The organism is Marixanthomonas sp. SCSIO 43207, assembly GCF_019904255.1.
Taxonomy (GTDB): domain Bacteria; phylum Bacteroidota; class Bacteroidia; order Flavobacteriales; family Flavobacteriaceae; genus Marixanthomonas.
The window spans coordinates 137,940-162,798 of the sequence record NZ_CP063203.1; the positions used below are offsets into that span (position 1 = coordinate 137,940).

Annotated in this window: 22 protein-coding genes and 1 tRNA gene; 10 read left to right on the plus strand and 13 right to left on the minus strand. The window is 34.5% G+C overall.

The genetic code is table 11. From position 1 onward, the window contains the following. Nucleotides 1-5: 5 nt before the first annotated feature. The 7 genes from INR76_RS00670 to INR76_RS00700 all read right to left on the minus strand — a co-directional run bounded on the left by INR76_RS00670 (nucleotide 6) and on the right by INR76_RS00700 (nucleotide 8,033). Nucleotides 6-1,418, minus strand: coding sequence for a CsgG/HfaB family protein (locus tag INR76_RS00670; RefSeq protein ID WP_223108689.1), 1,413 nt, complete (start codon nucleotides 1,416-1,418; stop codon nucleotides 6-8). 5 nt (nucleotides 1,419-1,423) lie between these two features. Next, nucleotides 1,424-1,822 carry a curli production assembly/transport component CsgF gene (locus tag INR76_RS00675; protein ID WP_223108690.1) on the minus strand — a complete coding sequence of 133 codons (399 nt, stop codon included), beginning with the start codon at nucleotides 1,820-1,822 and terminating at the stop codon, nucleotides 1,424-1,426. A gap of 10 nt (nucleotides 1,823-1,832) precedes the next feature. Next, nucleotides 1,833-2,591, minus strand: coding sequence for a curli production assembly/transport protein CsgE (locus INR76_RS00680; protein WP_223108691.1), 759 nt, complete (start codon nucleotides 2,589-2,591; stop codon nucleotides 1,833-1,835). A gap of 41 nt (nucleotides 2,592-2,632) precedes the next feature. Beyond that, nucleotides 2,633-3,157 carry a hypothetical protein gene (locus tag INR76_RS00685; RefSeq protein ID WP_223108692.1) on the minus strand — a complete coding sequence of 175 codons (525 nt, stop codon included), beginning with the start codon at nucleotides 3,155-3,157 and terminating at the stop codon, nucleotides 2,633-2,635. Nucleotides 3,158-3,312: 155 nt separating this feature from the next. Continuing rightward, a complete protein-coding gene (locus tag INR76_RS00690) occupies nucleotides 3,313-4,329 on the minus strand; it encodes a hypothetical protein (RefSeq protein ID WP_223108693.1) in 1,017 nt (338 codons plus the stop codon). A gap of 390 nt (nucleotides 4,330-4,719) precedes the next feature. After that, nucleotides 4,720-6,906, minus strand: coding sequence for a glutamine synthetase III (locus tag INR76_RS00695; protein WP_223108694.1), 2,187 nt, complete (start codon nucleotides 6,904-6,906; stop codon nucleotides 4,720-4,722). Between the two features lie 173 nt (nucleotides 6,907-7,079). Beyond that, nucleotides 7,080-8,033 carry a calcium/sodium antiporter gene (locus tag INR76_RS00700; RefSeq protein ID WP_223109933.1) on the minus strand — a complete coding sequence of 318 codons (954 nt, stop codon included), beginning with the start codon at nucleotides 8,031-8,033 and terminating at the stop codon, nucleotides 7,080-7,082. Nucleotides 8,034-8,283: 250 nt separating this feature from the next. Between INR76_RS00700 and INR76_RS00705 the strand changes: the two genes are divergently transcribed. From INR76_RS00705 to INR76_RS00715, 3 genes are all read left to right on the plus strand, one after another. After that, entirely contained in the window at nucleotides 8,284-8,640 is a 357-nt protein-coding gene (locus INR76_RS00705; RefSeq protein ID WP_223108695.1) for a BlaI/MecI/CopY family transcriptional regulator, read from the plus strand. Nucleotide 8,641: 1 nt separating this feature from the next. Then, nucleotides 8,642-10,447: a M56 family metallopeptidase gene (locus tag INR76_RS00710; RefSeq protein ID WP_223108696.1), complete on the plus strand. Its 1,806-nt coding sequence runs from the start codon at nucleotides 8,642-8,644 to the stop codon at nucleotides 10,445-10,447. A 64-nt stretch (nucleotides 10,448-10,511) separates the two neighbouring features. Continuing rightward, nucleotides 10,512-10,667 (plus strand): SsrA-binding protein, encoded by a 156-nt coding sequence (locus INR76_RS00715; protein WP_223108697.1) that lies wholly within the window; start codon nucleotides 10,512-10,514, stop codon nucleotides 10,665-10,667. On the opposite strand, the gene INR76_RS00720 is transcribed toward INR76_RS00715, so the two are convergent. Beyond that, entirely contained in the window at nucleotides 10,661-11,173 is a 513-nt protein-coding gene (locus tag INR76_RS00720; protein WP_223108698.1) for an adenine phosphoribosyltransferase, read from the minus strand. The two genes, INR76_RS00715 and INR76_RS00720, sit on opposite strands and share 7 nt — an antisense overlap. A gap of 103 nt (nucleotides 11,174-11,276) precedes the next feature. On the opposite strand from INR76_RS00720, the gene INR76_RS00725 reads away from it, so the two are divergent. The 6 genes from INR76_RS00725 to INR76_RS00750 all read left to right on the plus strand — a co-directional run bounded on the left by INR76_RS00725 (nucleotide 11,277) and on the right by INR76_RS00750 (nucleotide 18,020). Beyond that, nucleotides 11,277-11,350, plus strand: a tRNA-Arg gene (locus INR76_RS00725). Nucleotides 11,351-11,588: 238 nt separating this feature from the next. Continuing rightward, nucleotides 11,589-12,215, plus strand: coding sequence for a Crp/Fnr family transcriptional regulator (locus INR76_RS00730; RefSeq protein ID WP_223108699.1), 627 nt, complete (start codon nucleotides 11,589-11,591; stop codon nucleotides 12,213-12,215). Between the two features lie 58 nt (nucleotides 12,216-12,273). After that, on the plus strand, nucleotides 12,274-13,074 hold the full coding sequence (locus INR76_RS00735; RefSeq protein ID WP_223108700.1) for a sulfite exporter TauE/SafE family protein: 801 nt from the start codon (nucleotides 12,274-12,276) through the stop codon (nucleotides 13,072-13,074). 64 nt (nucleotides 13,075-13,138) lie between these two features. Continuing rightward, on the plus strand, nucleotides 13,139-14,557 hold the full coding sequence (locus INR76_RS00740; protein ID WP_223108701.1) for a rhodanese-like domain-containing protein: 1,419 nt from the start codon (nucleotides 13,139-13,141) through the stop codon (nucleotides 14,555-14,557). A gap of 60 nt (nucleotides 14,558-14,617) precedes the next feature. Further along, nucleotides 14,618-15,346: an acetolactate decarboxylase gene (locus INR76_RS00745; protein ID WP_223108702.1), complete on the plus strand. Its 729-nt coding sequence runs from the start codon at nucleotides 14,618-14,620 to the stop codon at nucleotides 15,344-15,346. 163 nt (nucleotides 15,347-15,509) lie between these two features. Continuing rightward, nucleotides 15,510-18,020, plus strand: coding sequence for a heavy metal translocating P-type ATPase (locus tag INR76_RS00750; protein WP_223108703.1), 2,511 nt, complete (start codon nucleotides 15,510-15,512; stop codon nucleotides 18,018-18,020). Nucleotides 18,021-18,076: 56 nt separating this feature from the next. Here the strand turns inward: INR76_RS00750 and INR76_RS00755 are convergent, their stop codons facing one another. Genes INR76_RS00755 through INR76_RS00765 form a run of 3 tightly spaced genes read right to left on the minus strand, consistent with a single transcriptional unit; the run spans nucleotide 18,077 to nucleotide 19,239 of the window. Beyond that, nucleotides 18,077-18,313 carry a hypothetical protein gene (locus INR76_RS00755; protein ID WP_223108704.1) on the minus strand — a complete coding sequence of 79 codons (237 nt, stop codon included), beginning with the start codon at nucleotides 18,311-18,313 and terminating at the stop codon, nucleotides 18,077-18,079. A 56-nt stretch (nucleotides 18,314-18,369) separates the two neighbouring features. After that, nucleotides 18,370-18,792, minus strand: coding sequence for an SRPBCC domain-containing protein (locus INR76_RS00760; protein ID WP_223108705.1), 423 nt, complete (start codon nucleotides 18,790-18,792; stop codon nucleotides 18,370-18,372). A 24-nt stretch (nucleotides 18,793-18,816) separates the two neighbouring features. Next, nucleotides 18,817-19,239, minus strand: coding sequence for a VOC family protein (locus INR76_RS00765; protein ID WP_223108706.1), 423 nt, complete (start codon nucleotides 19,237-19,239; stop codon nucleotides 18,817-18,819). Between the two features lie 289 nt (nucleotides 19,240-19,528). On the opposite strand from INR76_RS00765, the gene INR76_RS00770 reads away from it, so the two are divergent. After that, nucleotides 19,529-20,413: a DUF808 domain-containing protein gene (locus INR76_RS00770; protein ID WP_223108708.1), complete on the plus strand. Its 885-nt coding sequence runs from the start codon at nucleotides 19,529-19,531 to the stop codon at nucleotides 20,411-20,413. Nucleotides 20,414-20,605: 192 nt separating this feature from the next. Here INR76_RS00770 and INR76_RS00775 read toward each other — a convergent pair whose 3' ends face one another. Both INR76_RS00775 and INR76_RS00780 read right to left on the minus strand, forming a co-directional pair. Next, nucleotides 20,606-22,930, minus strand: coding sequence for a T9SS type A sorting domain-containing protein (locus INR76_RS00775; protein WP_223108709.1), 2,325 nt, complete (start codon nucleotides 22,928-22,930; stop codon nucleotides 20,606-20,608). Between the two features lie 110 nt (nucleotides 22,931-23,040). After that, nucleotides 23,041-24,675 (minus strand): tetratricopeptide repeat protein, encoded by a 1,635-nt coding sequence (locus tag INR76_RS00780; protein WP_223108711.1) that lies wholly within the window; start codon nucleotides 24,673-24,675, stop codon nucleotides 23,041-23,043. Nucleotides 24,676-24,859 lie beyond the last annotated feature (184 nt).

The window sequence follows — 24,859 nt, forward strand, 5'->3', positions numbered from 1 at the left end:
GCAAATTATTTATTGTCGGTTGGTTCGTTGTTCTTTTTTCCAAATCCAAAATTATAGCTTAAACCAAATCCAAAGTTATAATAATAGTCATCTCGTGTACCTTGAAATTCGTTATCTATTTTATCTGAAAAAACCTTATTAAAATCTCCATTCAATTCTAAAGAAAGTCGATCAGATAATTGATATTGCATTCCCAATCCGGCTTTCACTTTAAAAAACCCATCTAGTACTTGAAGAAACTTTGAAGGTGAGTCATCAACAAAATTCATAAATCCAGGTCCTCCATAAATAACAGGTGACAACCTATCGTGTGGAAGTACCCGAAGCTTAAAATCTAAGTTTTGAGATAGCCACCAATATCGATTTTGCGGTGTGGAATACAATCTAAAGAGTTGAATATCATATCCTGCTCCAAACATGGGAGTAAAATTATACGTATAGCCGGCTTCTACTTTAAAGTCGGGTTCGGCGGTAGAGTAATCACCATCAATATAAGCAGTACCTAAAGCTAAGTTGATACTATGCTCATTATTTCGCTCTTTATAAGCTCGTTCATACAAACCGGTAGATTCTTCTATTTCTTTTTCTGAAAGATAATTTTCTACAAGTTCTTTGTTTTTTTCTGCTCCTTCTTTGGTAGACCAGAGCTTTTCTTGCACCCCTTCAATAATTAACATTTCTACAGCTTTTTCAACAGCCGATTGTACCGCAATTTGAGTGGGTTCATTTTTGGTAAATCCTGTTTCAGCTTCAAGTAAACGCTTAAAATTTACATATCTAAAAAGACCTACATCTACAGCTTGTGATAATATTGTTTTTGACACATACACTGTTTTTAATATTTCTCCTGAACTTGTTGAAATAGCTCGAAGGTATACTGTAATTCTATCTTGTCTGTATTGAGTAGAACCACCAACACCAAAGTATCTGGCTCCTGCCCCACCTGTAAGTAGGTTTGTGTCATATGAAACTACTCCTCCTTCTAATAATATCCCTGCGAATAAAAGTGGGTTTAAACGTTTTGGAGCTTCTTTATTAGGGTCTGAATATTGTTGCCGAGTCGTTTCAATTATATTACGCTCGTTTAATAAGTTACTTAAGTTTTCTCGTTCAATGGGTCTAAACCACTTTGAGTCTTCCAAAGCTTTGATGAGTATGGTAGTTGCACCTTGTGTAATAGCTGTACTAAAGGTACTTCCTGCTTCAATAGATTTGTATTGACCTGTTTGATCTTTAAAGTTATAGACACCTACTATAATAGGTTCGGCGGGTTCTGGGAGGGATGCTAATCGTTTGGTTTGATTACTTATTTCACCAATACGAGCTTTTTGTGGACCTACCGGTTGGTTAAAATAACCTCCACATCCTGTAAGAATAAATGCAAAGGCAATTAAAATTAATTTAGTAAAATTTATCATAAGGTTTAATTTGGCACTACAATTTGAGTTTGGTCTCCATTACTCGTGTCTAAAATATTTATCACCAAACCATCAGATGATTCATACACTTCTAGTTCTAGTGTACCAAAATTTGAGGTTCCTGGTGTTAAAACATCATCTCCAAATTGCTCTATAAGTAATTGACTTGAAATTTGATCTAATAGTTGTCTATTTAAACTTTCTTGAAACGCATCTAGTTCAGATTGATCATCTTCTCGTAAAGCAGGGTCTTGAAACGTATTTTGAGAATCAGCAGAACTCAACAACATTTGATAGTTAAAAGGATCTCCACCAAAATTGGGGTTTACAGGCTTATACACAAGTTGCTGACTAAAACATGTTGCCGTTATTAAAAAGACAATTATTGATATAAAAGTTTTCATTTTCAGAATATTAATATCGTTTAACAATTTCTTTATCATTACGTAAGTTAATAAAATATCTATTAACTACGTTTATGGCTTGATCTGCCATAGCTTTCAAATAATCTGCTCTAGGGCTCAAAAAGAATTCTAGAACTACTTCATCACCAACTTTTACTTCTATTTTTGTATTAATCCCTAACGCAAGTACTTCACTTACCGTCACTATTTTTTCACCATTAATTTTATAATAGTTGTAGCGAGTTGAAAACATTCTGAAAAAGTCGCGCCCGGGTTTTGTTTTTGTTTCTTCAACAATGATCCCTTTGAGTTTTATTCCGTAACTTGATCTATATACATCTCCATCTGGATTTTCAGATGCAGTTTCATTATTTGGCTGTTCTTCAACTTCTTCCTCTATAACTATTTTTTTGTCTGGTTCTTTATCGTTAAACACAATTCTATGTTTACCGATTAAGTTATTTTTTATATCATAAATGAGTAGTAAAATAATTACTTCGTCATTTGACTTGGCATTGATCGTAGTTTGAGAAAGATCTTTTTTTTCACCTGCTTTTAATACAAACCTACCAGATTGTTTGTTGTTTGATTTATTGGTTGCACTATTTCTAAATACTGAAAGCTCATAGCGTAAGCTTTGATCTATACTAGTTTTATTTTGTGCTGTACCAGTTATTTCAATAAACTCAGTATTGGTCACTACTTCAATTTTAGCCTCTACGTCTTTATTGTAATATTGCGAGAAGGCTTCAATTGAAAATAGTACCATAAGCAAAAAAACTAAGCTTGTGGGCCTATTGAAAAACATCATCAATTAAAATTACGTATGGTTACCGTTTGCCCATTACCTTTCATTGAAACTTTAAGTTTTTGTGAAAGAGAGTTTGATCCATACCATCGTAGGTTTTGTCCGTTTCCGGTTTGAATAATTTGACCTTCGTGAATATTGGATCTTTGTGGACTAAAATCTATAAAGCTGTGATTGTTTCCGTTTTGAACAACTGATTCTTTAATATTTTCTGAATTAATTTTCAGAAAAATATCATTGTTGTTTCCATTTTGAAACAAGTTGATATCACTATTGGTTGATTTTGTATTGGTAACAATTCTATTGTAGTTACCTATTTGCTGGATAAAAACATTATTAGTAGAAGCTACTGAACTCTTTGTAGCATTAATTTGTGTGTTTTGGGAAGTAAGATAATTGAGCTGTACAGCTCTGTTTTGAAGATTATCAATAGCACTCTGGTTTTTCTTAGAGTAAGTTTGGGAGAACGTAGTAATACTAAAAAATGAAAACACCAATACAAGTAATATGTTATTTCTTATTTTCATTTCTATATCATTTTAAATTTATTAATTCTGTACCTATATAAAGATACACTTTTTTGCTTTAACTTCTTAAGAATTAAGTAAGAGGGCATTTTTTAAAATGCCCCCATACTTTAAACTTATTTCAAAGAGATACTTTTTATTAGTATCATACTTTATTAGTTGCTCTGGATATCGATGTTTACGTTACCAACACCAACTTGGTTAACAACGTTGTTATGTCCAAGACCAGTTTGGATAACTAAGTTTTGGTTTAAAGCACCAACTTGGTTAACAAGAGATGTGTTAAACGCTCCTATCTGGAATACAGCACTGTTGTTTGCGATACCTAATTGGTTAACTGCAGAACCGTTTCCAAGACCTAATTGACCTACGTAAGAGTTGTTTCCAAGACCGATTTGGTTAACAGAAGATCCGTTTCCAAGACCTACTTGATCAACATCAGAGTTGTTTCCAATTCCAAATTGGTTAACAGAAGATCCGTTAAAAGCACCAGCTTGAGTTACAGTAGATGTGTTTCCAAGACCTATTTGAACAACGCTAGAACCGTTTCCAAGACCATCTTGATCAACATCAGAATCGTTGAATGCACCTGCTTGAGCAACAGTAGATACATTACCTAAACCGTTTTGGTCAACATCAGACTCGTTAGCGATACCTAACTGTCCTACAGTAGAAGAGTTAAAAGCACCTGTTTGATCAACATCAGAATCATTTGCGATACCTATTTGAGTAACAGTAGAGCTGTTAGCAATTCCTAACTGGTCAACATCTGAAGCATTGAAAGCTCCGTACTGTCCTACAGTTGAAGAGTTAGCAATACCTAATTGAGTTACTGAAGATCCGTTTAATAAACCTATTTGGTCTACATCAGAGCTGTTAAATGCTCCTAATTGGAATACAGAAGATCCATTAGCAATACCAGCTTGAGTTACTTCTGAGTCGTTTGCTAAACCTATTTGATCTGTATCAGATCCGTTGAATGCTCCGTCTTGCTCAACATCTGATGAGTTTGCAATTCCGAATTGATCAACCGTGTTAAGGTTTAATAAACCATCTTGGTTCTCAATTGAATAGTTGAATAAACCTGTTTGGTTTACAAAGTTCTGATTAAACTGAGCGAAAGCTGCAGTTCCTAACATTAGCGCAATTGCGCAAAAAAACACTTTTTTCATAATTTAAAAATTTAGTTACTAATTGATTTATATTGGTTTAAAATTCTACATTATAATATGACACCTTGAATTTTACAGATGAATACACTACTATATATTCATACCTATATTATTGCTCTACTACACAATAATTATAATAACAAAATGTCTTAGCGATTAAGGGACTTAGTGAGGAGTTATATTTCAATATTAATCCCGATTGAAATACACTTCAAATTTGAGAAAAAAAACACAATTATAAATAAGTGTTAACACGTAGGTGTTTCAAATTCTTACAAAATGTAGGAATTTTCTTATTAATTAAATTAACACGAAAGGACGTACATATAAAAAAGTCGTTCAACTACCGTTAAACGACTTTAAAAGCAAAATGTTAAAATTATGTTAAAATTAATTAGTAAATAACAACTCTCTATATTTGGTTAGTGGCCATAGCTCGTCATCTACTAAAAGCTCAAGTTTATCACAGTGATATCGTATTTCATCAAAGTAAGGTTTAACCTTGTTACAGTAAGCTGTAGCCCGCTTTTCTGCGTCTTCTATCTTATTTGCTTTTTTCCTTTCATTGATCATGTTTGTAATTCCTTTATTGATTTTCTCAATGTGTTCAGAAATTTCTTCAACCAATATTAATTGTTCTGCAGCGTATTTTTTAAAGTCTTTTTCATAAATTTCTTTAATCCCACGTACATTTTTTATTAATATATTTTGGTATCTAATTGCTGTAGGAATTACATGGTTTCTTGCAATATCACCTAATACTCTTCCTTCTATTTGAATACGCATTGCATATTCTTCCATTTCAATTTCATAACGAGCTTCAATTTCAACTTTACTCATTATGTTTAGGTTTTCAAATAATGCAATAGATTCTTTTGAAATTCTAGCTTTTAAAGCTTCTGGTGTAGTTTTGTTATTGCTTAAACCTCTTTTCTTAGCTTCTTTTTCCCAAGCTTCACCATAGCCATCACCTTCAAAACGAATGCGTTTTGAGTCTTTAATATACTCTCTTAATACATTAAAGATAGCATCGTCCTTTTTCATTTTTTTACCTTTAATGAGTTTATCTACTTTTTCTTTAAAGTCGATAAGTTGCTTTGCTACTATTGCATTAAGCACTGTCATTGGGTTTGCACAGTTTGCTGTTGAACCTACTGCACGTAATTCAAACTTATTTCCTGTAAAAGCAAAAGGCGAAGTTCGGTTTCTATCGGTGTTGTCTAATAATATTTCAGGTATTTTACCAACTACATTTAATTTTAGGTCGGTCTTTTCTTGAGGCGACAGTTTGCCATCGGTAACTTTTTCTAATTCATCTAGAACATCGGTAAGTTGTGAACCTATAAATGCTGAAATAATAGCAGGTGGTGCTTCATTTGCGCCTAAACGGTGGTCATTACTTGCTCCTGCTATAGAGGCTCTAATTAACTCTTCATGATCATTAACAGCTTTTAAAGTGTTTATGAAGAAAGTTAAGAATTGTAAATTTTTCATAGGCGTACTACCAGGACCTAATAAATTAACACCTGTATTTGTTGCTAATGACCAGTTATTGTGCTTTCCGCTTCCGTTTACACCTGCAAATGGTTTTTCATGAAATAACACCTTAAAGTTATGACGGTCTGCAATTTTATCCATCAAGTCCATCAATAACGAGTTGTGGTCAACAGCAAGATTTGTTTCTTCAAAAATTGGTGCCAATTCAAATTGATTAGGTGCAACTTCATTATGTCTTGTTTTTACAGGAATACCTAATAACATACATTCAGTCTCTAGGTCTCTCATAAAATTAAGAACACGTAATGGTATTGAACCAAAATAGTGATCATCAAGTTGTTGTCCTTTTGGAGAAGAATGACCTAATAATGTTCTCCCTGAAAGTGAAATATCTGGTCTTGAAGCAGCTAATGCTTTATCAATTAAAAAGTATTCTTGCTCCCAACCCAATGTAGCATTTACCTTGGTTACATTTTTATCAAAATATTTGGCTACTGCCGTTGCGGCTTGATCTACGCTTTGTAATGCTCTTAATAAAGGTGTTTTATAGTCTAAAGCTTCTCCGGTGTACGAAACGAAAACCGTTGGTATACATAAAGTTGTACCATATAAAAATGCCGGTGAAGTAGGATCCCAAGCTGTATAACCTCTAGCTTCAAATGTGTTTCGTATTCCTCCGTGTGGAAAACTTGATGCATCGGGCTCTTGTTGTACTAGCTGTCCGCCACCAAATTTTTCAATACTTTGTCCGTTTTCAATAGTTTCAAAAAAAGCATCGTGCTTTTCTGCAGTTGCTCCGGTAAGTGGCTGAAACCAGTGAGTGTAGTGGGTTGCTCCTTTAGCAATAGCCCATTCTTTCATTCCTGTCGAAATGTGATCGGCTACACTACGCTCAATCTTTTTACCATTTTCAATAGCATCCATAACACTATTGTAAGATGTTTTGGTAAGGTATTGGCGCATAGCTGCCTCGTTAAAAACGTTTTTACCAAATATGGAAGAACGTCTTTCAGGTTCTTTAACTTCTACAGGTTTTCTGTTGAAGGTTTCTTTAATTGCATGAAATCGTAGCGTTGACATTTTTAAAGTCTTTTTTTAATTAGAATGGCACAAAAATAGGTTTATTTTTTTTACACCCCCTAATTTTTAATGTTAACTTATTAATAAATGACAAATTTATATTAACAACCCCTATTTTTTTGGGGTTAATTAAAACAAAACATACCTGAGAAGAAAATAAAAAGAAAAAACAGTTATTCCATGAAGGCAAAACTTATAAAAGCTGCATAAGCAATCACAATGAATAAACCTTTATAGCGTCCTATTTCAAATTTCTTCGGAAGAAAAGCCAACGGAACTAAAATAGCTGCAAAACCTAGCATCCAGAAAATATCATTGGTTAATACCTCTTGACTTTTTACGGCAATAGGCTGCAATATAGATGTAATGCCTAAAACTGAAGCAATATTAAAAATATTAGATCCTATTAAATTTCCCATAGAAATTGCCTTTTCCTTTTTTAAGGCCGCTATGACAGATGCTGCTAACTCTGGAACACTTGTTCCTATAGCAATCATACTTACTGCAATAACACGCTCTGTTACACCAAGAGCTGTTGCCATATCTACAGCGCCAGCCACTAGTAGTTCGCTTCCGCCCCACAAACCTAATCCGCCAAGTAACAGCCAAATTATTATTTTAAACGATGATGTTTGTGACAATCCATCGTCAATACCGTCATCGACAGGTTTTGATTTTTTTTGATTACGAGCTCGCTTTATTAATAAAAACAAATACGTACCTAATAATATAAGAAGTACAGCACCCTCTAATCTATCGAGCTCATTTCCACTTTTCAGAAGAAAATAAAGCGCTATAGAAAGCAACATCATCACAGGCCAATTAAACTTGTAGAAATCTCGGTCAATACTTAATGGCGCTATAAAAGCTGTAACACCCAATACCAACCCAATATTTGCAATGTTTGAACCTATTACATTACCTAATGAAATATCACTAAAGCCATTTAACGCAGCTTCAATACTTACTAATAATTCAGGAGCAGAAGTAGCAAATGATACAATTGTTAACCCAATAACCATTTTTGATAACCGAAGTTTAAACGACAACGCTACAGATGAACGCACTAAAAATTCACCGCCAATAACCAACAGTAATAATCCTAGAAAAACAAAAAGCAATGATATTCCCATATAAATCTTTTAAGCTGCGAAGATACTAAAGGAAGTACAAAATTTGAAGCATGTTTTATGATTTAGGAATTTTGAATGCTTAAAAAATAATAATGTGATTCAATAAGAATCAGTAAGTTCTCAGCAAAACAATTACCAAGTAAAACACTAACAATCAAACAAAAAAACAATAACAAACTAAAAAATAAGTTATATAACTATAAAAATAGTTTTGTAACTACATAAATAGTTTTATATTTACCAAATGGAACGACTTACAAATAAAGAAGAAGAAATTATGCAAGTGCTTTGGCAACTAGAAAAAGCATTTGTAAAAGAGATTGTAGCAAAGTTACCCGGAAAAAACCACTACAATACGGTATCAACTATTGTACGCAACCTAGAAGATAAGGGGTTTGTTTCTTACACTGCTTATGGAAAAACACATCAATACTATCCCATTATTAGTAAAGAAGAGTACACCAAACGGTTTATGAATTTAGCCTCAAAAAAATACTTTAATAACAGTTATAAAAGTATGGTATCTTTTTTTGCTAAGGAAGAAAAGATTAGTGCTACCGAGTTACGAGAGATTTTAGAACTAATAGAAAACAAACAATAATATGGAAGCGTTTAGTATCTATGTCATTAAATCTGCCGCCGTGTTGGTTCTGTTTTTTAGCGTCTATTGGATTTTTCTCAAAAAGGACACCAACTTTAAAACCAATCGATATTTTTTATTGATAGGAGTAGTTTGTTCTATTTTGGTTCCTTTTCTTGAAATCACCAACATCGTTTATTTACCTACTCCAACACAAGAAAACTATGCATTTTCAGAAAGCATCCCGTTGCAAACAGCAACAGACATCAAGCCAATTGATTGGTGGAGCTTTCTAGGTATCACCTACATTATAGTAATCCTTTTCTTTCTAGTTAGATTTTTCAAAAAAGTAACTTCACTTGTTCTACTTCTGAAAAGTAAAACTATAAAAAAGCAACATGGGTTTAAATATGTTATCGTGTCTGAAAACATAAGTCCTTTTTCTTTCCTTACTTACATTGTTTACAATCCAAATTTACACTCCCAAGAAGATCTAGATATTATTTTAAAACACGAGCGAGTTCATGCTAGGCAATGGCATTCTATAGACATCGTACTAGCACAGCTTCTTACTGTTTTTCAATGGTTTAATCCTATTGCTTGGTTGTATCAAAAAAGTATTTCTGAAAATTTAGAATATTTGGCAGATCAAGAAACTGCTTCGGTTGTTTCATCAAAAAAAGCATACCAATTGGCATTGGTGCAAGCTTCGTCAAGTTATGCTGCACCGGCACTAACTACTAATTTTTATCAATCATTCATCAAAAAACGAATCGTTATGTTAAACAAAAACAGTTCAAACAAATCAAATTCTTTAAAGGCTTTTGCCGTAGTACCGTTATTAGCCCTCTTTTTATGGAGTTTTAATACTCACGATATAATTGAATACACGCCGGCAGTTGAAAAAGCAGCTTCTGAAAACGTGACACCTGCTTCAGAAAAAACACCTTTTGAAAATACTTCTGAACTTCCTTCAGAAAAGGAGACAATACCTACCAAAACCAATCAAACTACTGCGACACCTTCAAATTCAGTACTTAAAAAACAAGTGCTGGTTCAGGATTCGGCACAAGCTTTTCAAATTAGAATTACCAAAAACACAACAATCGAAGAGCTTAAAAAGTACAAACGTATGTTAAAAGAAAAACACAATGCCACATTTAATTACCGCAATGTGAATTTTAACAGCAAAGGTGAAATTACCAGTATTTCTATTTCATATAGTGATGCCCGTGGAAACAACAATAATTATAGTGTAAACAGTAGTGAGCCTATCAGCGATTTTATTCTTTCGGTTTCAGAAAATGGAACTATTAGCTCAAGAACTGTAATGACAGAGGATCAAAAAGCACGACGTGATAAAATTCTGGCAGAAAAAGATGCTATGCTTGCAAAAAGAGAGGTTGAAATAGAAAAGCGTCGTGAACAAATGGAAAAACGCCGTGAAGAAGTTGAAACGAAAATGGAAGAAAGAAGAGCTTCTCATGAAGAACGAATGGAAAGACAGAGAACGCGAATGAAAAACAGAAGTGACGCTATGAAAGAACGTGTAGAAATAATACGTTCTCGTGAAAACGACTCTACAAGATTTATTATCAAAAACAACGGTTCAGAAAATCGAAAAGTAGAAATTATAGCAAGTGAAAAAAGTAATTCTAGCGATAATCCTATTTATATTGTGGATGGAAAAGAAATTACAGAACAAGATGTTAAAAAAATTAAACCCGAAACTATCAAAAAAATTAATGTGTTAAAAGGTAAAAAAGCTATAAAAGAGTACGGCGGAAAAGCTATTAATGGTGTCATAGAAATCACTACCAAACAGTAACTTAAACTCTTATAAATTTCTTAAACCTTCTCTATTCTGAGAAGGTTTTTTTATTTTTAGGTATATGAAAAAGAAGTTTTTTAAAACACTTGCTAAGCTAAATAAAAAGCTACTACCCAGCTTTACCAAAAAAGGTGTGGATTTATCTAAGGCTTCAAAAGTACAATTAGCAATTTTTGGTTATAAACTTTGGGTTACTAAAAATGCGGTTAATCAATAACTAAGCAATGACCGCACTTCATACGACTTTAACTTATTGATTCCTTTTAAAAATTCTAGTTCAATTAAAAAGTTACATTGCACAATCTCACCGCCTAATTTTTCAATCAATTGACATGCCGCTCTAGCAGTACCTCCTGTGGCCAATATATCATCATGAAGTAATACTTTATCTCCTTTTTGAATGGCATCTTCATGAATTTCAAGCGCATCCATTCCATATTCTAGCGCGTAGGGTTGTTTTAATGTATCGTGAGGAAGTTTTCCGGCTTTTCGTATAGGCACAAAACCGGCATCTAGCTCTTTTGCCAAGAGTGTTGCAAATAAAAATCCGCGTGATTCAATACCCACTACTTTATTTATAGGCTGTCGTTCTGTTAATAAAAGCAATTGCTGCAAGCAGAACGAAGTCGCTTCAGCATTTGCCAATAGTGGAGTTATGTCTTTAAAATTAACACCTGTTTTTGGAAAATCAGGCACCTCTCGAATGTATTTTTCTATATCCATTGTAATTTTTTGCAAAAGTGCTTTGTCTATAAAGGTAAAAAGAAATATATTTGCACCCCGAAACAAACGATATTTATTTTTTCGTTTGTTTTAACACACTAAAGGCCTCGTGGCGCAACTGAATAGCGCATCTGATTACGGCTCAGAAGGTTGCAGGTTTGAATCCTGCCGAGGTCACTACCCACTTAAAAAGGCTGCTTATCGCAGCCTTTTTTTATTTACATCATTTCATTTTTAAACATCAATTCATAAAACTACAAAGAATTCAAAAAAGTAAATGTAACTTGTGTTACAGTAGACTTTTTATAGCTTAAGTAGATTTGTTTTTACATTGATACCATATTTACCTTTCATTTCAGAATGAAACGATACGTATCTTTGTATAGCAAAGTATACTTTTCAGAAACAAAAATTAATGATTGAAGAACTTAATAAACACTACGGTTATCAATTTGAGCCAGCTCTTATAGAAGAAATAAACCGAGTGGCCACTTATCTTGAAGTACCCGAAGGAAAAGACTTGATAAAACCAGGGCAGTATATTAAATCAATGCCATTATTATTAAAAGGAAGCATAAAAGTAATGCGCCCTGATAACGATGGTGAGGAGCTACTATTGTATCATCTAGACGAAGGTGATACCTGTGCAATGACAATGACCTGCTGTGTTGATAATACAAAAAGCGAAATTCATGCGGTAAGTGAAACCCCTTCTACGTTGCTTATGATTCCTATAAACAAAATAGAAGAATGGTCTTCAAAATATAAAACGTGGCGCAATTATGTTTTTAATAGTTACCACGCTAGAATGATGGAACTTTTAGAAAGTATCGATAATATTGCTTTTAACAATATGGATCACCGTTTGGAAAACTATTTAAACAATAAGGTTTCCATTTTAAATAGTAAACACATTTACACCACCCATAAAGAGATTGCTTCAGACCTTCATACAAGTAGAGTGGTAATTTCTAGGCTACTTAAGAAAATGGAAAACAATAAAAAGATTAAATTGCACCGAAGTTTTATTGAAGTCTTGTAACAAGAGTTACAAAATATATAAGAAAAACCTAATAGTTTTGCCTTACAACAAATACTAAATGGACATTTTTGAAATTTTTGGATACCTAGGAGCTCTTTTAATAGGTCTTGTTTTGGGATTAATTGGAGGCGGCGGCTCAATACTTACAGTTCCTATCTTAGTGTACGCTCTTTCGCTTAATCCTGTTACAGCAACAGCCTATTCTTTATTTGTGGTAGGCGGTACATCACTTGTAGGTGCCATCAAGAATATGCGTAAAGGAATGGTTGATTTAAGGACAGCTATTATTTTTGCTATTCCTGCATTTATAGCAGTGTACCTCACCAGAGCTTTTTTAATTCCAGCTATTCCCGATCAACTTTTTGAGGTTAATGGTTTTATTGTTACAAAAAACTTGGCCATTATGCTTTTCTTTTCAGTAATAATGCTTCTGGCTTCGGTATCGATGATACGCAATAAGCGTAATGATACCGATCAAAACACAACCATTCATTATAACTACCCGTTAATCATAGTTGAAGGACTGGTTGTAGGGACAATAACCGGAATTGTAGGAGCGGGCGGCGGATTTTTAATTATACCTGCTCTAGTTTTATTGGCAAAATTACCGATGAAAAAGGCTGTAGCCACTTCCCTATTAATCATTGCAATTAAATCCCTCATAGGTTTTATAGGTGATGTACAGAATTTAAACATTGATTGGCCATTTTTAATACTTTTTACAGCAATTTCAGTAGTTGGAATATTCTTGGGCGTATGGCTCAACAAATTTATTGACGGTAAAAAGCTGAAAAAAGCATTTGGATGGTTTGTATTATTAATGGGGATTTATATAATTTACAAAGAATTAAATATGTAACAACAACTACTGTAAGACACAGTTGTGAACTAACAAAGTTACCTTTAGAAAAAAATAGAATATCATGAAAATAGAACAAATTTATACCGGTTGTTTAGCTCAAGGAGCTTATTATATTGAAAGTAAAGGAGAAGTTGCTATAATAGACCCATTACGTGAAGTACAGCCTTATATTGACAAAGCCGAGGCGGCAGGAGCAAAAATCAAATACATTTTTGAAACTCACTTTCACGCCGATTTTGTTTCAGGACATATAACATTATCTGAAAAAACAGGTGCTCCCATTGTTTACGGTCCAAAGGCTAACCCAAACTTTGATGCAATTATTGCAACCGATAACCAAGAATTTAAATTGGGCGATTGTACCCTTAAAGTGTTGCACACTCCTGGGCATACATTAGAAAGTACTACTTTTCTATTAAAAGATAAAGACGGAAAAGACCATGCTCTTTTTACAGGCGATACATTATTTCTTGGTGACGTAGGACGGCCAGATCTTGCACAAAAAGCTGCAAATATGACTCAAGAAGATCTTGCAGGAATGCTGTATGATAGTCTTCGAAACAAAATTATGCCTTTGGCAGATGAATTAACTGTTTACCCCGCACACGGAGCTGGTTCTGCCTGCGGAAAAAACATGATGAAAGAAACAGTTGACACACTAGGACATCAAAAAGAAATAAACTACGCTCTTCGAGCCAATATGACCAAAGAAGAATTTATAAACGAGGTTACAGATGGTCTTTTACCACCTCCCGCCTATTTTCCTATGAATGTAAAAATGAATAAAGAAGGGTATGCATCTATTGATGATGTTTTAAAGAAAGGACAAATTGCTTTGAGTCCCGATGCTTTTGAAGCAGCAGCTAATGAAACCGGAGCCGTGATGCTTGATGTAAGACATCAAGGTGATTTTGCAAAAGGTCACATTCCTGGATCTATCTTTATAGGAATTGACGGAGGTTTTGCGCCTTGGGTAGGTGATTTAATCAAAGATGTACAACAACCCATCTTATTAATTGCAGATGCAGACAGAATTAAAGAAACCATCACACGACTTTCACGCGTAGGATTTGATAATACATTGGGCTATCTTGAAGGTGGTTTTGAAGCATGGAAAAAAGCTTCAAAAGAATACGATACAGTTACCTCAATTACAGCTGAAAGCTTTAAAGAAGCCATTGAAAAATCCTCTAATGATGCTCCAGTTTATGATGTAAGAAAACCAGGTGAATTTCAAGCAGAACATATTGTAAACGCTCATCACACCTCGCTTTCAGAAATCAATAAGCATCTAGCCGATTACCCTACCAAAGAAACATTTTATGTACACTGTGCAGGAGGATATCGAAGTATGATTGCAGCATCTATTTTAAAAAGCAGAGGCATTCATAATTTAATAGATGTACAAGGAGGTTTTAAAGCTATAAAAGAAACCGGTGTAGATACTACTGATGCTATTTGCCCTAGCACACTAAAGTAACTTACTTTTTTGTACTGGTAAGAAAGTATCAACCACCACATCACAACTAAGCTTTGTATTATGTTTTGTACCTATCGTATTCTTCTTTTGGGAGTCATTACCATGATAATGAGTTGCAATTCTTCTGAAGAAAAATCTAATGAAAATAGCACCTATCCAGATGTACACATTGTAAATGCAATGAAAAACGTAATTAGAAATGGTGAATTGGAAGAAAAAATTCTTCTTGATACTATTTCTAATAAAAAAGGATTGTACGGTTTGGGCCCTGAACGTTATTTAACGGGAGAACTACTACTTATAGACGGTACAAGTTACGTTTCAAGAGTGACATCAGATAGTACTATGCAAGTAAAAGAAACCTTTAACACCTCAGCTCCATTTTTTGTATATGCCAATGTACAATCTTGGCAAACGGTACAGCTTCCTGAAGAGATTACTGATTTAAAGTCTTTAGAAACTTTTATCGATAAAGAAACAGCAAACAGGAAAAGACCCTTTGCCTTTAAGCTTTCCGGTACGGTAAAAACCGCTACCATTCATGTTCAAAATTTGCCTCCCGGAACTTCAGTTTCTTCTCCTCAAGAAGCGCATCAAGGACAAGTCAATTATCATTTAAAAGATGAGCCGGTTGACCTTGTAGGTTTCTTTTCAACTAAGCATCAAACCATTTTTACCCATCACGATTCATTTATGCATATTCATTTAATTACTCAAGACAGGACCAAAATGGGGCATTTAGACAATGTGTATTTTGAAAAGATGACTTTATACCTACCAAGAAAATAACTAAAATTTCATTCTGTATATCGATACCTCCTATTTAGTAACAGAAAACCGGGATTGTTGTAAGCTGCTATTTACTTTAAAGTGTAATACAGTTGCGTTTCGGCTTTTTTATTAGGGTTGGTTTTAAGAATTTTGTATATCGTTCAATATTTAAGAACATATTATGACACACACCTACCACATACACGGAATGAGTTGCAACGGATGCCGAAACCACGTTGAAGAGATACTTGCCGGTGTGGATGGCGTGATTCGGGTAACAGTCTCGTTGGAAAAAGAAACAGCTCATATTGAAATGAAAGAGCACATTGCTCTTAAGACATTTCAGAAAGCTTTACAAGATGATGGCGGTCACTACAGCATTCATCCGGAGGGAGAACAACCAAAAAAAGAGAGAACCAAGACTACACAAAAAGAAAAATCTTCAAACACTTCTGGAGTTTACTATTGCCCTATGCATTGTGAAGGTGACAAAACGTATGATGCTCCCGGAGACTGTCCTGTTTGCGGAATGGATCTGGTTGCTGAAGTACAAACCAATGTACCTGCTCAAGATGTTTGGACATGCCCCATGCATCCTGAAGTATCCAAAGACGAACCCGGAGATTGTCCCATTTGCGGAATGGATCTTGTTCTAAAAGAACCTGATCTTTCTGCTGAAGAAAAAACGTATACCAAACTTCTTAAAAAACTATGGTGGGCAGCAGGATTTACCTTTCCTATTTTTTTAATTGCCATGTCTGAAATGATTCCAAACAATCCATTATATACATTCTTGGATCAAAAGTATTGGAACTGGATTCAGTTTGGGTTGTCTCTTCCCGTAGTGTTTTATGCAACTTGGTTATTTTTTGAACGTGCCTACCGAAGCATAAAAACTTGGAACCTTAATATGTTTACGCTCATTGGCCTTGGAGCCGGTGTAGCTTGGTTATTCAGTGTTTTTGGTCTGCTCGTGCCCGATTTTTTCCCCGCCCAATTTAAAACAGAGGCGGGTACTGTACACGTCTATTTTGAAGCAGCTACCGTTATATTAACCCTAGTTTTAATGGGCCAAGTGCTAGAAGCGAGAGCTCACAGTAAAACAAACAGCGCCGTCAAAGAATTATTAAAACTAGCTCCCAATAAAGCCATTCGCGTAGTAGATGGTCAAGAAGAAAAAATTACAATTCAGCAAATTAATGTAGGGGATATATTACGTGTAAAACCGGGAGAAAAAATTCCGGTAGACGGCAGTATAACTGAAGGAAATTCTGCTATTGATGAATCTATGATAACCGGCGAACCTATTCCTGTTGACAAAGAAAAAGGAGATACCGTTCACAGCGGAACGATTAACGGCACACAGTCATTTTTAATGAAAGCTGAAAAAGTAGGTAATGACACATTGTTATCACAAATTATAAAAATGGTTAATGACGCCAGCCGAAGCAGAGCCCCCATACAACGTTTGGCAGATACCATTTCGGGTTATTTTGTTCCTATTGTAGTTATAGTATCTATTCTCACGTTTATAATTTGGGCTGTTTGGGGACCAGAGCCAGTTTATGTATATGCTTTGGTTAATGCTATTGCTGTATTAATAATTGCTTGTCCGTGTGCTTTAGGATTGGCTACACCTATGTCTGTTATGGTAGGTGTAGGTAAAGGCGCCCAACAGGGTGTTTTAATAAAAAATGCTGAAGCCTTAGAAAAGATGAATACGGTTGACACCTTATTAGTTGATAAAACCGGTACGTTAACAGAAGGAAAGCCAACTGTTTCGGCAATAGAAAAAAACCAAGAAAGCTCTTATTCAGAAGAAGATATTTTACAATACCTTATTTCTTTAAATACTTTAAGCGAACATCCCCTAGCCGAAGCAACCGTTTCCTACGGAAAAGAAAAAAACAGTACTGCTTTACCTACTGAAGATTTTCAATCGGTAACCGGAAAAGGTGTAAAAGGTGTTGTAAACGGAAAAAATACAGCTTTAGGAAACGAGCGCTTGATGAATGATGTAGAGGCTACAATTTCTGAAGACTTAAAGAACAAAGCACACGCTTACCAAGAAGAAGGAAAAACAATCTCTTATCTAGCCATTGAAAAAGATGTAGTAGGTTACATTGTTATTGGCGATGCTATAAAAGAAACAAGTAAAAAAGCAATACAAAGGCTTCAAGATCTTGGAATTGCAGTAATAATGCTCACCGGTGATAATCATAATACAGCTCAAGCCGTAGCCAATGAGCTTAACCTAAACGATTTTAAAGCAGGTTTACTCCCCGAAGACAAACTTAAAGAAGTTACGCAATTACAAGATGAGGGCAAAAAAGTAGCTATGGCAGGTGACGGTATTAATGATGCTCCTGCACTAGCAAAAAGTGATATTGGTATTGCTATGGGAACAGGAACCGACGTAGCCATAGAAAGTGCTGAAATTACATTGATAAAAGGTGACTTACACGGTATTGTGAAAGCTCGTAAGCTAAGCGAAAAAGTGATGAAAAACATTAAACAAAATTTGTTTTTTGCATTGATTTACAACACACTAGGCATTCCTATTGCTGCCGGTGTTTTGTATCCGGTGTTTGGGTTGTTATTGTCTCCAATGATTGCTGCTTTAGCTATGAGTTTTAGTTCGGTTTCGGTAATTGGTAACTCGCTGCGGTTACGAAATACTTCTATTGACTAAGTTTTTTGTTTTACCCAGGTAAATGGGATACATCCATTTGTGATGGTTAGGTTTTTTTAATCTGTTTCTTTTGTACTATCACCTACTAAAAGTTCAGCTTTAAACCCTTGTTTATGTATTTGCTTTACTAGTTTTTCTACAGAAATGGATTGAGTATATTCAACACGTAGAATATTATCACAATCCTCCAAGTCAAAATTGATACTATACCCTGGAAATTGTTCACGTATTTTCTTGGCAAGTTTATATGCTTGCGCGCTAGATGTAAGGTTTGTTTTAAATACTTCAACCATATTGTTTAATAGCTTTATATTAAGCTTTATTTTAGTATAAACTTTATAGAAATGAATTACTGTTCTGTTTCTATATAATTTTTGAAATTATTTAAGATAGCTTGCCAACCGTCACGTTGTTTATCTATTGAGTTCTGTTGTTCAGGCTCAAAGGTTTCAGTGATTAACACCCCTTGATTATTTTTTTCAAAATTGACTATCACTTTTCTATTATCATCTAAGGTATAAGCAAGGTGTTTACGTGGTTTAACTTTTGTGTAAACACCTGAAAAATCGAACCCCATGCTACCATCTTTTGCTTCCATTCTTGAAACAAACCTCCCTCCTACTTTTAAATTATTAATTGCTTTGGGTGTGTGCCACTCATTTGACGCGGTATTCCATTGTTCAATATGACTCGGCGTGACCCAAGTATCCCATGCCTTCTCTAGAGAAGTATTAACAATGGTTTGTACGGTTATAGGTTGTTTGTTTTTCATACCTAGTATTTTCTATACAACTGTTTAATATTCTGGGTTGTAATTAATCATCCAGCAGATACCGAACTTGTCTATAAAACTTCCGAAGTAGTCACCCCAAAATTGATCTTCCATAGGCATTTCTATAGAACCACCTTGCGATAATCCGTTAAAAATTCTATCTGCTTCTTCTCTACTTTTTGGATGTAATGAAACATAGGTATTGTTTCCTTTTTTGAAAGGAGCTCCCATTCCTTCAATGGTATCTGATGCCATTAAAATAGTATCTTCTCCCAGCGGAAGTGAGATATGCATAGTTCTTTCTTGAATTTCTTTGGGAAGTTTGTCGCTATCTGGAGCATCGCTCATTTTCATATGCGCACTAAACTCACCTCCAAAAACTGATTTGTAAAAATTGAATGCTTTTTCGGCTTGGCCGTCAAAGTTTAGGTATGGATTTACTTTCATGTTAATTGTGTTTTAGTTTATAATTAAACATCATCTAATTAGTTGTTTTTAAAAACCTTACATCAAATATAAGAAGTATTCTCATATGTTTTGCAACCCTATTTCTACTATCTTCAATAAATTATTAGTATTCAATATAAGTATCATGTAAAAGTAGAAACCGCAAAACAAATACCGAAAGCAACCAGCCTACTACAATTAAAATCTTTTTACTAATTGATTGTTATTTCACTATTTGTACCGATTTTTGCACCTGTACAAATCAATAGTTCCCTAAAAAACAACTACTATGGCTTCAGGATTTTTTGCATTATTGGATGATATTGCTGCTCTTATGGATGATGTTTCTGTAATGAGTAAAGTAGCTGCTAAAAAAACAGCCGGTATTTTGGGTGATGATCTAGCTGTAAATGCTGAAAAAGCATCCGGGTTTATGTCAAACAGAGAACTGCCGGTATTGTGGGCTATTACTAAAGGTTCTTTTCTGAATAAGTTAATTATTCTTCCCATTGCGTTTGTGTTAAGTGCTTTTGTTCCAGTGGTTATTACGGTTATTTTAATTCTAGGCGGGCTCTATCTTGCCTATGAAGGAACTGAAAAAATATATGAGTTTTTTGTACCTCATGCACACGGCACTAAAGAGGAAGACGTACAAGACCTGACCAAAGAAGAACTTAAAGCTTTGGAAAAAGAGCGAATTAAATCTGCTATCGTAACTGATTTTATCTTATCTGTTGAAATTGTTATCATCGCCTTAGGTACAGTTACACAAGAACCTCTTACTATCCAGATAATTGTTGTTTCAATCATTGCTCTTATTGCTACTGTAGGCGTATATGGTATTGTAGCTTTATTGGTACGAATGGATGAGTTTGGCCTAAAACTTATTAACCTTAATGACCGTGACGATAGTTTTTCAGATAAAGTTGGAAGGTTTATGGTACGAGCGCTTCCTAAAGTAATTAAAAGCCTTAGTGTTATAGGAACCATTGCATTACTTTTGGTTTCGGGAGGAATTTTTGTGCATAATATAGACATGATTCATCATTGGGTAGCTGCTATTCCATCTATTTTGGGTGAATTTTTGGTTGGTTTGGTCGTAGGGTTTATAGTACTTGTAGTTGTTACAGCTTTCTCCAAACTTTGGAAATCTATTTCCAAAAAAACTAATTAGGCAACCTTTTTACTAGCCATTAAAACTTTTAAACCAAGTTTTACTATCAGTTGTATTTTTTTCTATTCAGGAGTGAAGTAAAACGCATAAAAAAAGCTGCCTGAAAACAGGCAGCTCATCGAGTATTAACCATTAACTTACTCTCTAATTAATAACTTAACAAATTATGAGTCTTTAATACTTCTATTCTTCTTACTTTTTACTTATTCTTTGTGTATATACTCCGTTAGCAGTTTCTACTCGCACTACATATATACCAGCTTGTAAAGCACTTACACGTATAGGTTGGTTGTAGTTTGATACATTCAACACGCGTTGACCTGCAATATTATAAATAGTTACTGCTTCTACTTGTTCGCGGGTATCAATAGAAATAGTTTCTGAAACCGGATTAGGATACAATACAATAGGATTGTTATTTACAAATTCAGATGAAACTGATAATGTAGTAAGATCTATTGTGTATTTAATTAATCCTAAATCTAATACTCCAAAGTAAACATCTGCTTCATCTTCAGAAAAAGTAAATGCCGACGTTTCAGTTACCGGATAGTCTAGCATCTCAGGCGAAATTGTTTCCCAAGTTTCACCACTATCTTTACTGAAGTTTATTGTTGCTTTTGCTACCGGCAGTGGCACGTTAAAGCCATCTGAGTAATGTGTTGTTGCTACAATAGCATTTTCAGTGACCGTTGAAAAGGCTACGCGATTGGTAAATTCAGATAAAATTAAACTCCAGGTGCTTCCTTTATCATTTGAAAGATACACTCCTTGCGTTGTAGCTAGCATTAATTGATCTGGATTTAATGGGTTTTGTTCTATATCTAAAATTAAGTCATCTCCTTCTGTTAAATCTTCTAGTCCTGTGTTTGACAGTTCCCAAGTAGCACCGCCATCGGTTGTCATATAAAAATTGATGGATTGTGACATCCAAACTGTGTCGCCATTTTCACGATCTACCTGTATAGCCTCAATAACTTGACCCAATTGAGGTACAGCAATATTTTCATCTACAATGTTTTCAAGATCGGTTAGATCTAGTTTATGAATTTCAATACCTGTAGATAACCAGCTTATATTAGGATTGGTTACCGATGTAGACACATCCTCTAGTAATAAAAAGAACATAGAACTTAACGCTAATTGCGAATTGGCACCGTGCTCATTACTCACACTTATGTATGACGTATTGATTACTCTATTGTTTGTAAAAACACGACCTTCAACCACCGGGTCTGCATATACTTTTAATGGTGAACCAAATGTTTGGTCTAATGACTGAAGCGCATATCCGTTTTCTGTATTTTCTTGAAGGTCTTTATGAATATATCCAGAACGTAATCCATAATAAACGTGGTTTGCCTCTTCTGAAGTAAATGCTGAAATAGTTCCTGTAGAGTTGATAAACGGATTATCTAACTTGGTAAGTGTTTCACCTATATCTTCTGAAATAAATGGAAAGAAGTTGGTACTAATCGCCACCTCATCATTTGTAAATGGGTTGAAAGAAACTTTTAAACCATTGTAATATGATTGTGGATCAATCGTGTTATACACAAAATTATCCCAGGTTGCTCCATTATCTGTAGAAACAGCAATTTCATTTTCTTCAAGCACTATAATTTGATCTGTATTGTTTGGATTGAACTCTATATCGTTCATATTTCCGTAGGACATCATCGTCCAATCTAAAGGCACGATATTCCAAGTTTCACCTCCATCTTGAGAACGGTATAAGTTCTGTACATGGTTTTCATCTGGATAAAAAGTACCTAATAAAATATCATCTTGATTATCTGGATTGAAAGCGATTGGGTTGTAGGTGTTGCCCGGGATTTTTTCTACCCAATTGGCACCAGCATTTGTAGATACTAGAAGTCCGCCAACGGTTCTAGTAGGAGAAACACCGCGCATTATAAAGATTTTATCTGCTTGGTTGGGAGCAATAGCCACATTATTAACTGAAACATCATCATTAACTGGACTGTAATACACCGAATTCCAAGAAGTTCCACCATCATTGGTGTAAAACACTTCGTGCGTATAAGATCCTCCTAACGAATAGGTTGTATGCATTAAAACCACATCGGTATTACTATCTAGTACGTCGTATGATTCAATTAGAATATCAACTTCAAAAGAATTTGGAGGGTTATATGATTTTGTTACGGTTTCAGTAGTCAAATCAAATAACACAATAGCATTATAATTGGTTCCTTCTGAACGTACATTAAATGTAAGTGTAGTACCGTCATCTAATAATTCAAGATTTTTAATTGTAGCGTACTCTTCTAGAGGATCTGAATATAAAATATCCCACGTATCGCCGCCATCTGTTGACGTTACTACGTGATTGGTTACGGTGTGTGCATACAGAACATCTTCTTGCGAAGCACTGTAGGTTATATCAAATAATTGACCGTATTCTGTATTTCCTTGTAATTGAACTTGTGCGTTTGCATTCTGTATGCTTACTACATACAGAAAAAGTAATGCGAGGGTAAATTTTAATTTCATTTGTATCCTTGTTTTAATTTGGTGATAAATATAGATACAAGTAGCGCATAGCCGCTCAAATAAGCCGTGACAATCTGTGACATTTGTAGTTTATAAACGTGACAGTACACTTAAACCTCTGACAGATACTCAAATAGCGATTTGTCATTTGGCAGTTCCATTTTTTTGGAAAGTCGTTCTTTTCTTTTTCTACACGTTTGTGGTGTGATGTTTAATAGCGATGCTATTTCCTTATTGCTTAAATTCATGTATAAATATGTAATGAATCGTATATCACTTGCTGTTAATTTTGGATATTTACTGCGTAATCGATTTAAAAAGCCTTGATTGATTTCTTCAAAGTGTTTAAAAAAGCTATCCCACTGGGTGTCTTTTTTTAAATGTTTTTTTAATTCATTTACCTGTTTTTTTAAATCGGGGTGGTTTGCTATTTGTGTGTTTTTTGAAAGAGATTGCACCACTTCTTCAATAAGTTCATTTTTACTTGAAAGGTACAGAGCTTTTGCGGTAAGCTTTCTATTTTTTACTTCCAATTCATTTTTAAGACGTTCTTGCTCTAAGGAAGCTAATGTTTCTTTTTCTCTTAATTGTTTTTCAATTAACAAATGATCACTTTTTTCTTTTGCCAATTCAAGTTCTACAATTTTTTTTCGTTGTTTGTATTTAACTGTGTTGCTTCTATACATCCAGATTATGAATCCCATAGAAAGAATTGCTGTAATGATAACCGTATAAAAAAAGCGTCTTTCTTGTTTTAATACTTCTTTGCTTTGAGTAAGCTCGTGCTGGTAGTTTTGTAACTGAAATTTTACCTTTTCATTTTCAAAGAGTTTTCTATTTCTGATGGTATTTAAGGAATCTGCTGCAATAATCACCGAATCTTTGTAGGTAATAGCTTTTTCAAAGTCGCCATTTTTACCGTATAGACTTGAGAGGTGGTCATAGGCTTCGGTTCTATTTTCATAACTACCTTCAGAATACCTAGAGGCAAGCGCATATTCTATGGCTTTATTAATCTTGTTTTGTTTTTCGTAAATCTGTGCCAAGACTGATAATACAAACGCTCTATTTTCTTGCTGCGTAACTCCTTCAAGTTGCGGTAGCAATTGTTGCGCTTTTTGTTCGGCTTCTTTAAATTGCTCTTTCAGCATCAAGTTTTCAGCTTGAGCCATTTTGCCTTGTACTAATACATTGGGTGATTCTTGCAGCAGCGGCAATGCTTCATTAATATATTTTTCTGCTTCTGAAACTTCTAGCATTTTATTTGAAACCAATGCTAGGTTTACGGCATAATAGCCTACTTTCACCTCATCGTTTACTTCTTTTGCAATAGTGTAGGCTTTTAAAAAGTACTTTTTGGCTTGAGCACGCTCCCCTTCTTGAAAATATAAAATCCCAATGTTATTAAGCACGGTCATTTCTTGGCGTGAGCTAAGGTGCTCAATTGCTATCTCGTATGCCTTTAGGTAATAATTAAGAGCTTCACCATAATCTGATAATAAGTAATAATTTGAACCGATATTGAGGGTTGCTTTAAAGGCTTGCTCGTGCCAGTCATTTTTTTCGGCAACCGTTTGTATTTCTAAAAGTTTCTCAAGGGATTCTGTATGTTTCTTTTGAAACATAAGGTTTACACCCATTTCAATCTGGGTGTCTGCTTGCGCGGGTTCTTCCATTTGCGCAATACCGGGAATTGCATACAGCACTAGTGTATACACTATGAGGAGACGTGCAAGAATGCTCATTATTATTTAGTGATTTTCGTTACCGGTAAAAATAGTTAAAAGTTTTCAGTTATAGGTTGAAGTGAAATTTGATACAAACTTGAGTTTTAGTATTCCACCTTTATTTGTAATGGGGTTATTGATTGGTGTTTGGGGTTTTTACACCCCTCGTAGCCCCCCTCAAGGGGGATTATTTGATTATAGT

Coding starts and splice junctions, on each gene's coding strand:
- INR76_RS00670 (WP_223108689.1), bottom strand. CDS start 1,418: ATGATAAATTTTACTAAATTAATTTTAATTGCCTTTGCATTTATTCTT.
- INR76_RS00675 (WP_223108690.1), bottom strand. CDS start 1,822: ATGAAAACTTTTATATCAATAATTGTCTTTTTAATAACGGCAACATGT.
- INR76_RS00680 (WP_223108691.1), bottom strand. CDS start 2,591: ATGGTACTATTTTCAATTGAAGCCTTCTCGCAATATTACAATAAAGAC.
- INR76_RS00685 (WP_223108692.1), bottom strand. CDS start 3,157: ATGAAAATAAGAAATAACATATTACTTGTATTGGTGTTTTCATTTTTT.
- INR76_RS00690 (WP_223108693.1), bottom strand. CDS start 4,329: ATGAAAAAAGTGTTTTTTTGCGCAATTGCGCTAATGTTAGGAACTGCA.
- INR76_RS00695 (WP_223108694.1), bottom strand. CDS start 6,906: ATGTCAACGCTACGATTTCATGCAATTAAAGAAACCTTCAACAGAAAA.
- INR76_RS00705 (WP_223108695.1), top strand. CDS start 8,284: ATGGAACGACTTACAAATAAAGAAGAAGAAATTATGCAAGTGCTTTGG.
- INR76_RS00710 (WP_223108696.1), top strand. CDS start 8,642: ATGGAAGCGTTTAGTATCTATGTCATTAAATCTGCCGCCGTGTTGGTT.
- INR76_RS00715 (WP_223108697.1), top strand. CDS start 10,512: ATGAAAAAGAAGTTTTTTAAAACACTTGCTAAGCTAAATAAAAAGCTA.
- INR76_RS00720 (WP_223108698.1), bottom strand. CDS start 11,173: ATGGATATAGAAAAATACATTCGAGAGGTGCCTGATTTTCCAAAAACA.
- INR76_RS00730 (WP_223108699.1), top strand. CDS start 11,589: ATGATTGAAGAACTTAATAAACACTACGGTTATCAATTTGAGCCAGCT.
- INR76_RS00735 (WP_223108700.1), top strand. CDS start 12,274: ATGGACATTTTTGAAATTTTTGGATACCTAGGAGCTCTTTTAATAGGT.
- INR76_RS00740 (WP_223108701.1), top strand. CDS start 13,139: ATGAAAATAGAACAAATTTATACCGGTTGTTTAGCTCAAGGAGCTTAT.
- INR76_RS00745 (WP_223108702.1), top strand. CDS start 14,618: ATGTTTTGTACCTATCGTATTCTTCTTTTGGGAGTCATTACCATGATA.
- INR76_RS00750 (WP_223108703.1), top strand. CDS start 15,510: ATGACACACACCTACCACATACACGGAATGAGTTGCAACGGATGCCGA.
- INR76_RS00755 (WP_223108704.1), bottom strand. CDS start 18,313: ATGGTTGAAGTATTTAAAACAAACCTTACATCTAGCGCGCAAGCATAT.
- INR76_RS00760 (WP_223108705.1), bottom strand. CDS start 18,792: ATGAAAAACAAACAACCTATAACCGTACAAACCATTGTTAATACTTCT.
- INR76_RS00765 (WP_223108706.1), bottom strand. CDS start 19,239: ATGAAAGTAAATCCATACCTAAACTTTGACGGCCAAGCCGAAAAAGCA.
- INR76_RS00770 (WP_223108708.1), top strand. CDS start 19,529: ATGGCTTCAGGATTTTTTGCATTATTGGATGATATTGCTGCTCTTATG.
- INR76_RS00775 (WP_223108709.1), bottom strand. CDS start 22,930: ATGAAATTAAAATTTACCCTCGCATTACTTTTTCTGTATGTAGTAAGC.
- INR76_RS00780 (WP_223108711.1), bottom strand. CDS start 24,675: ATGAGCATTCTTGCACGTCTCCTCATAGTGTATACACTAGTGCTGTAT.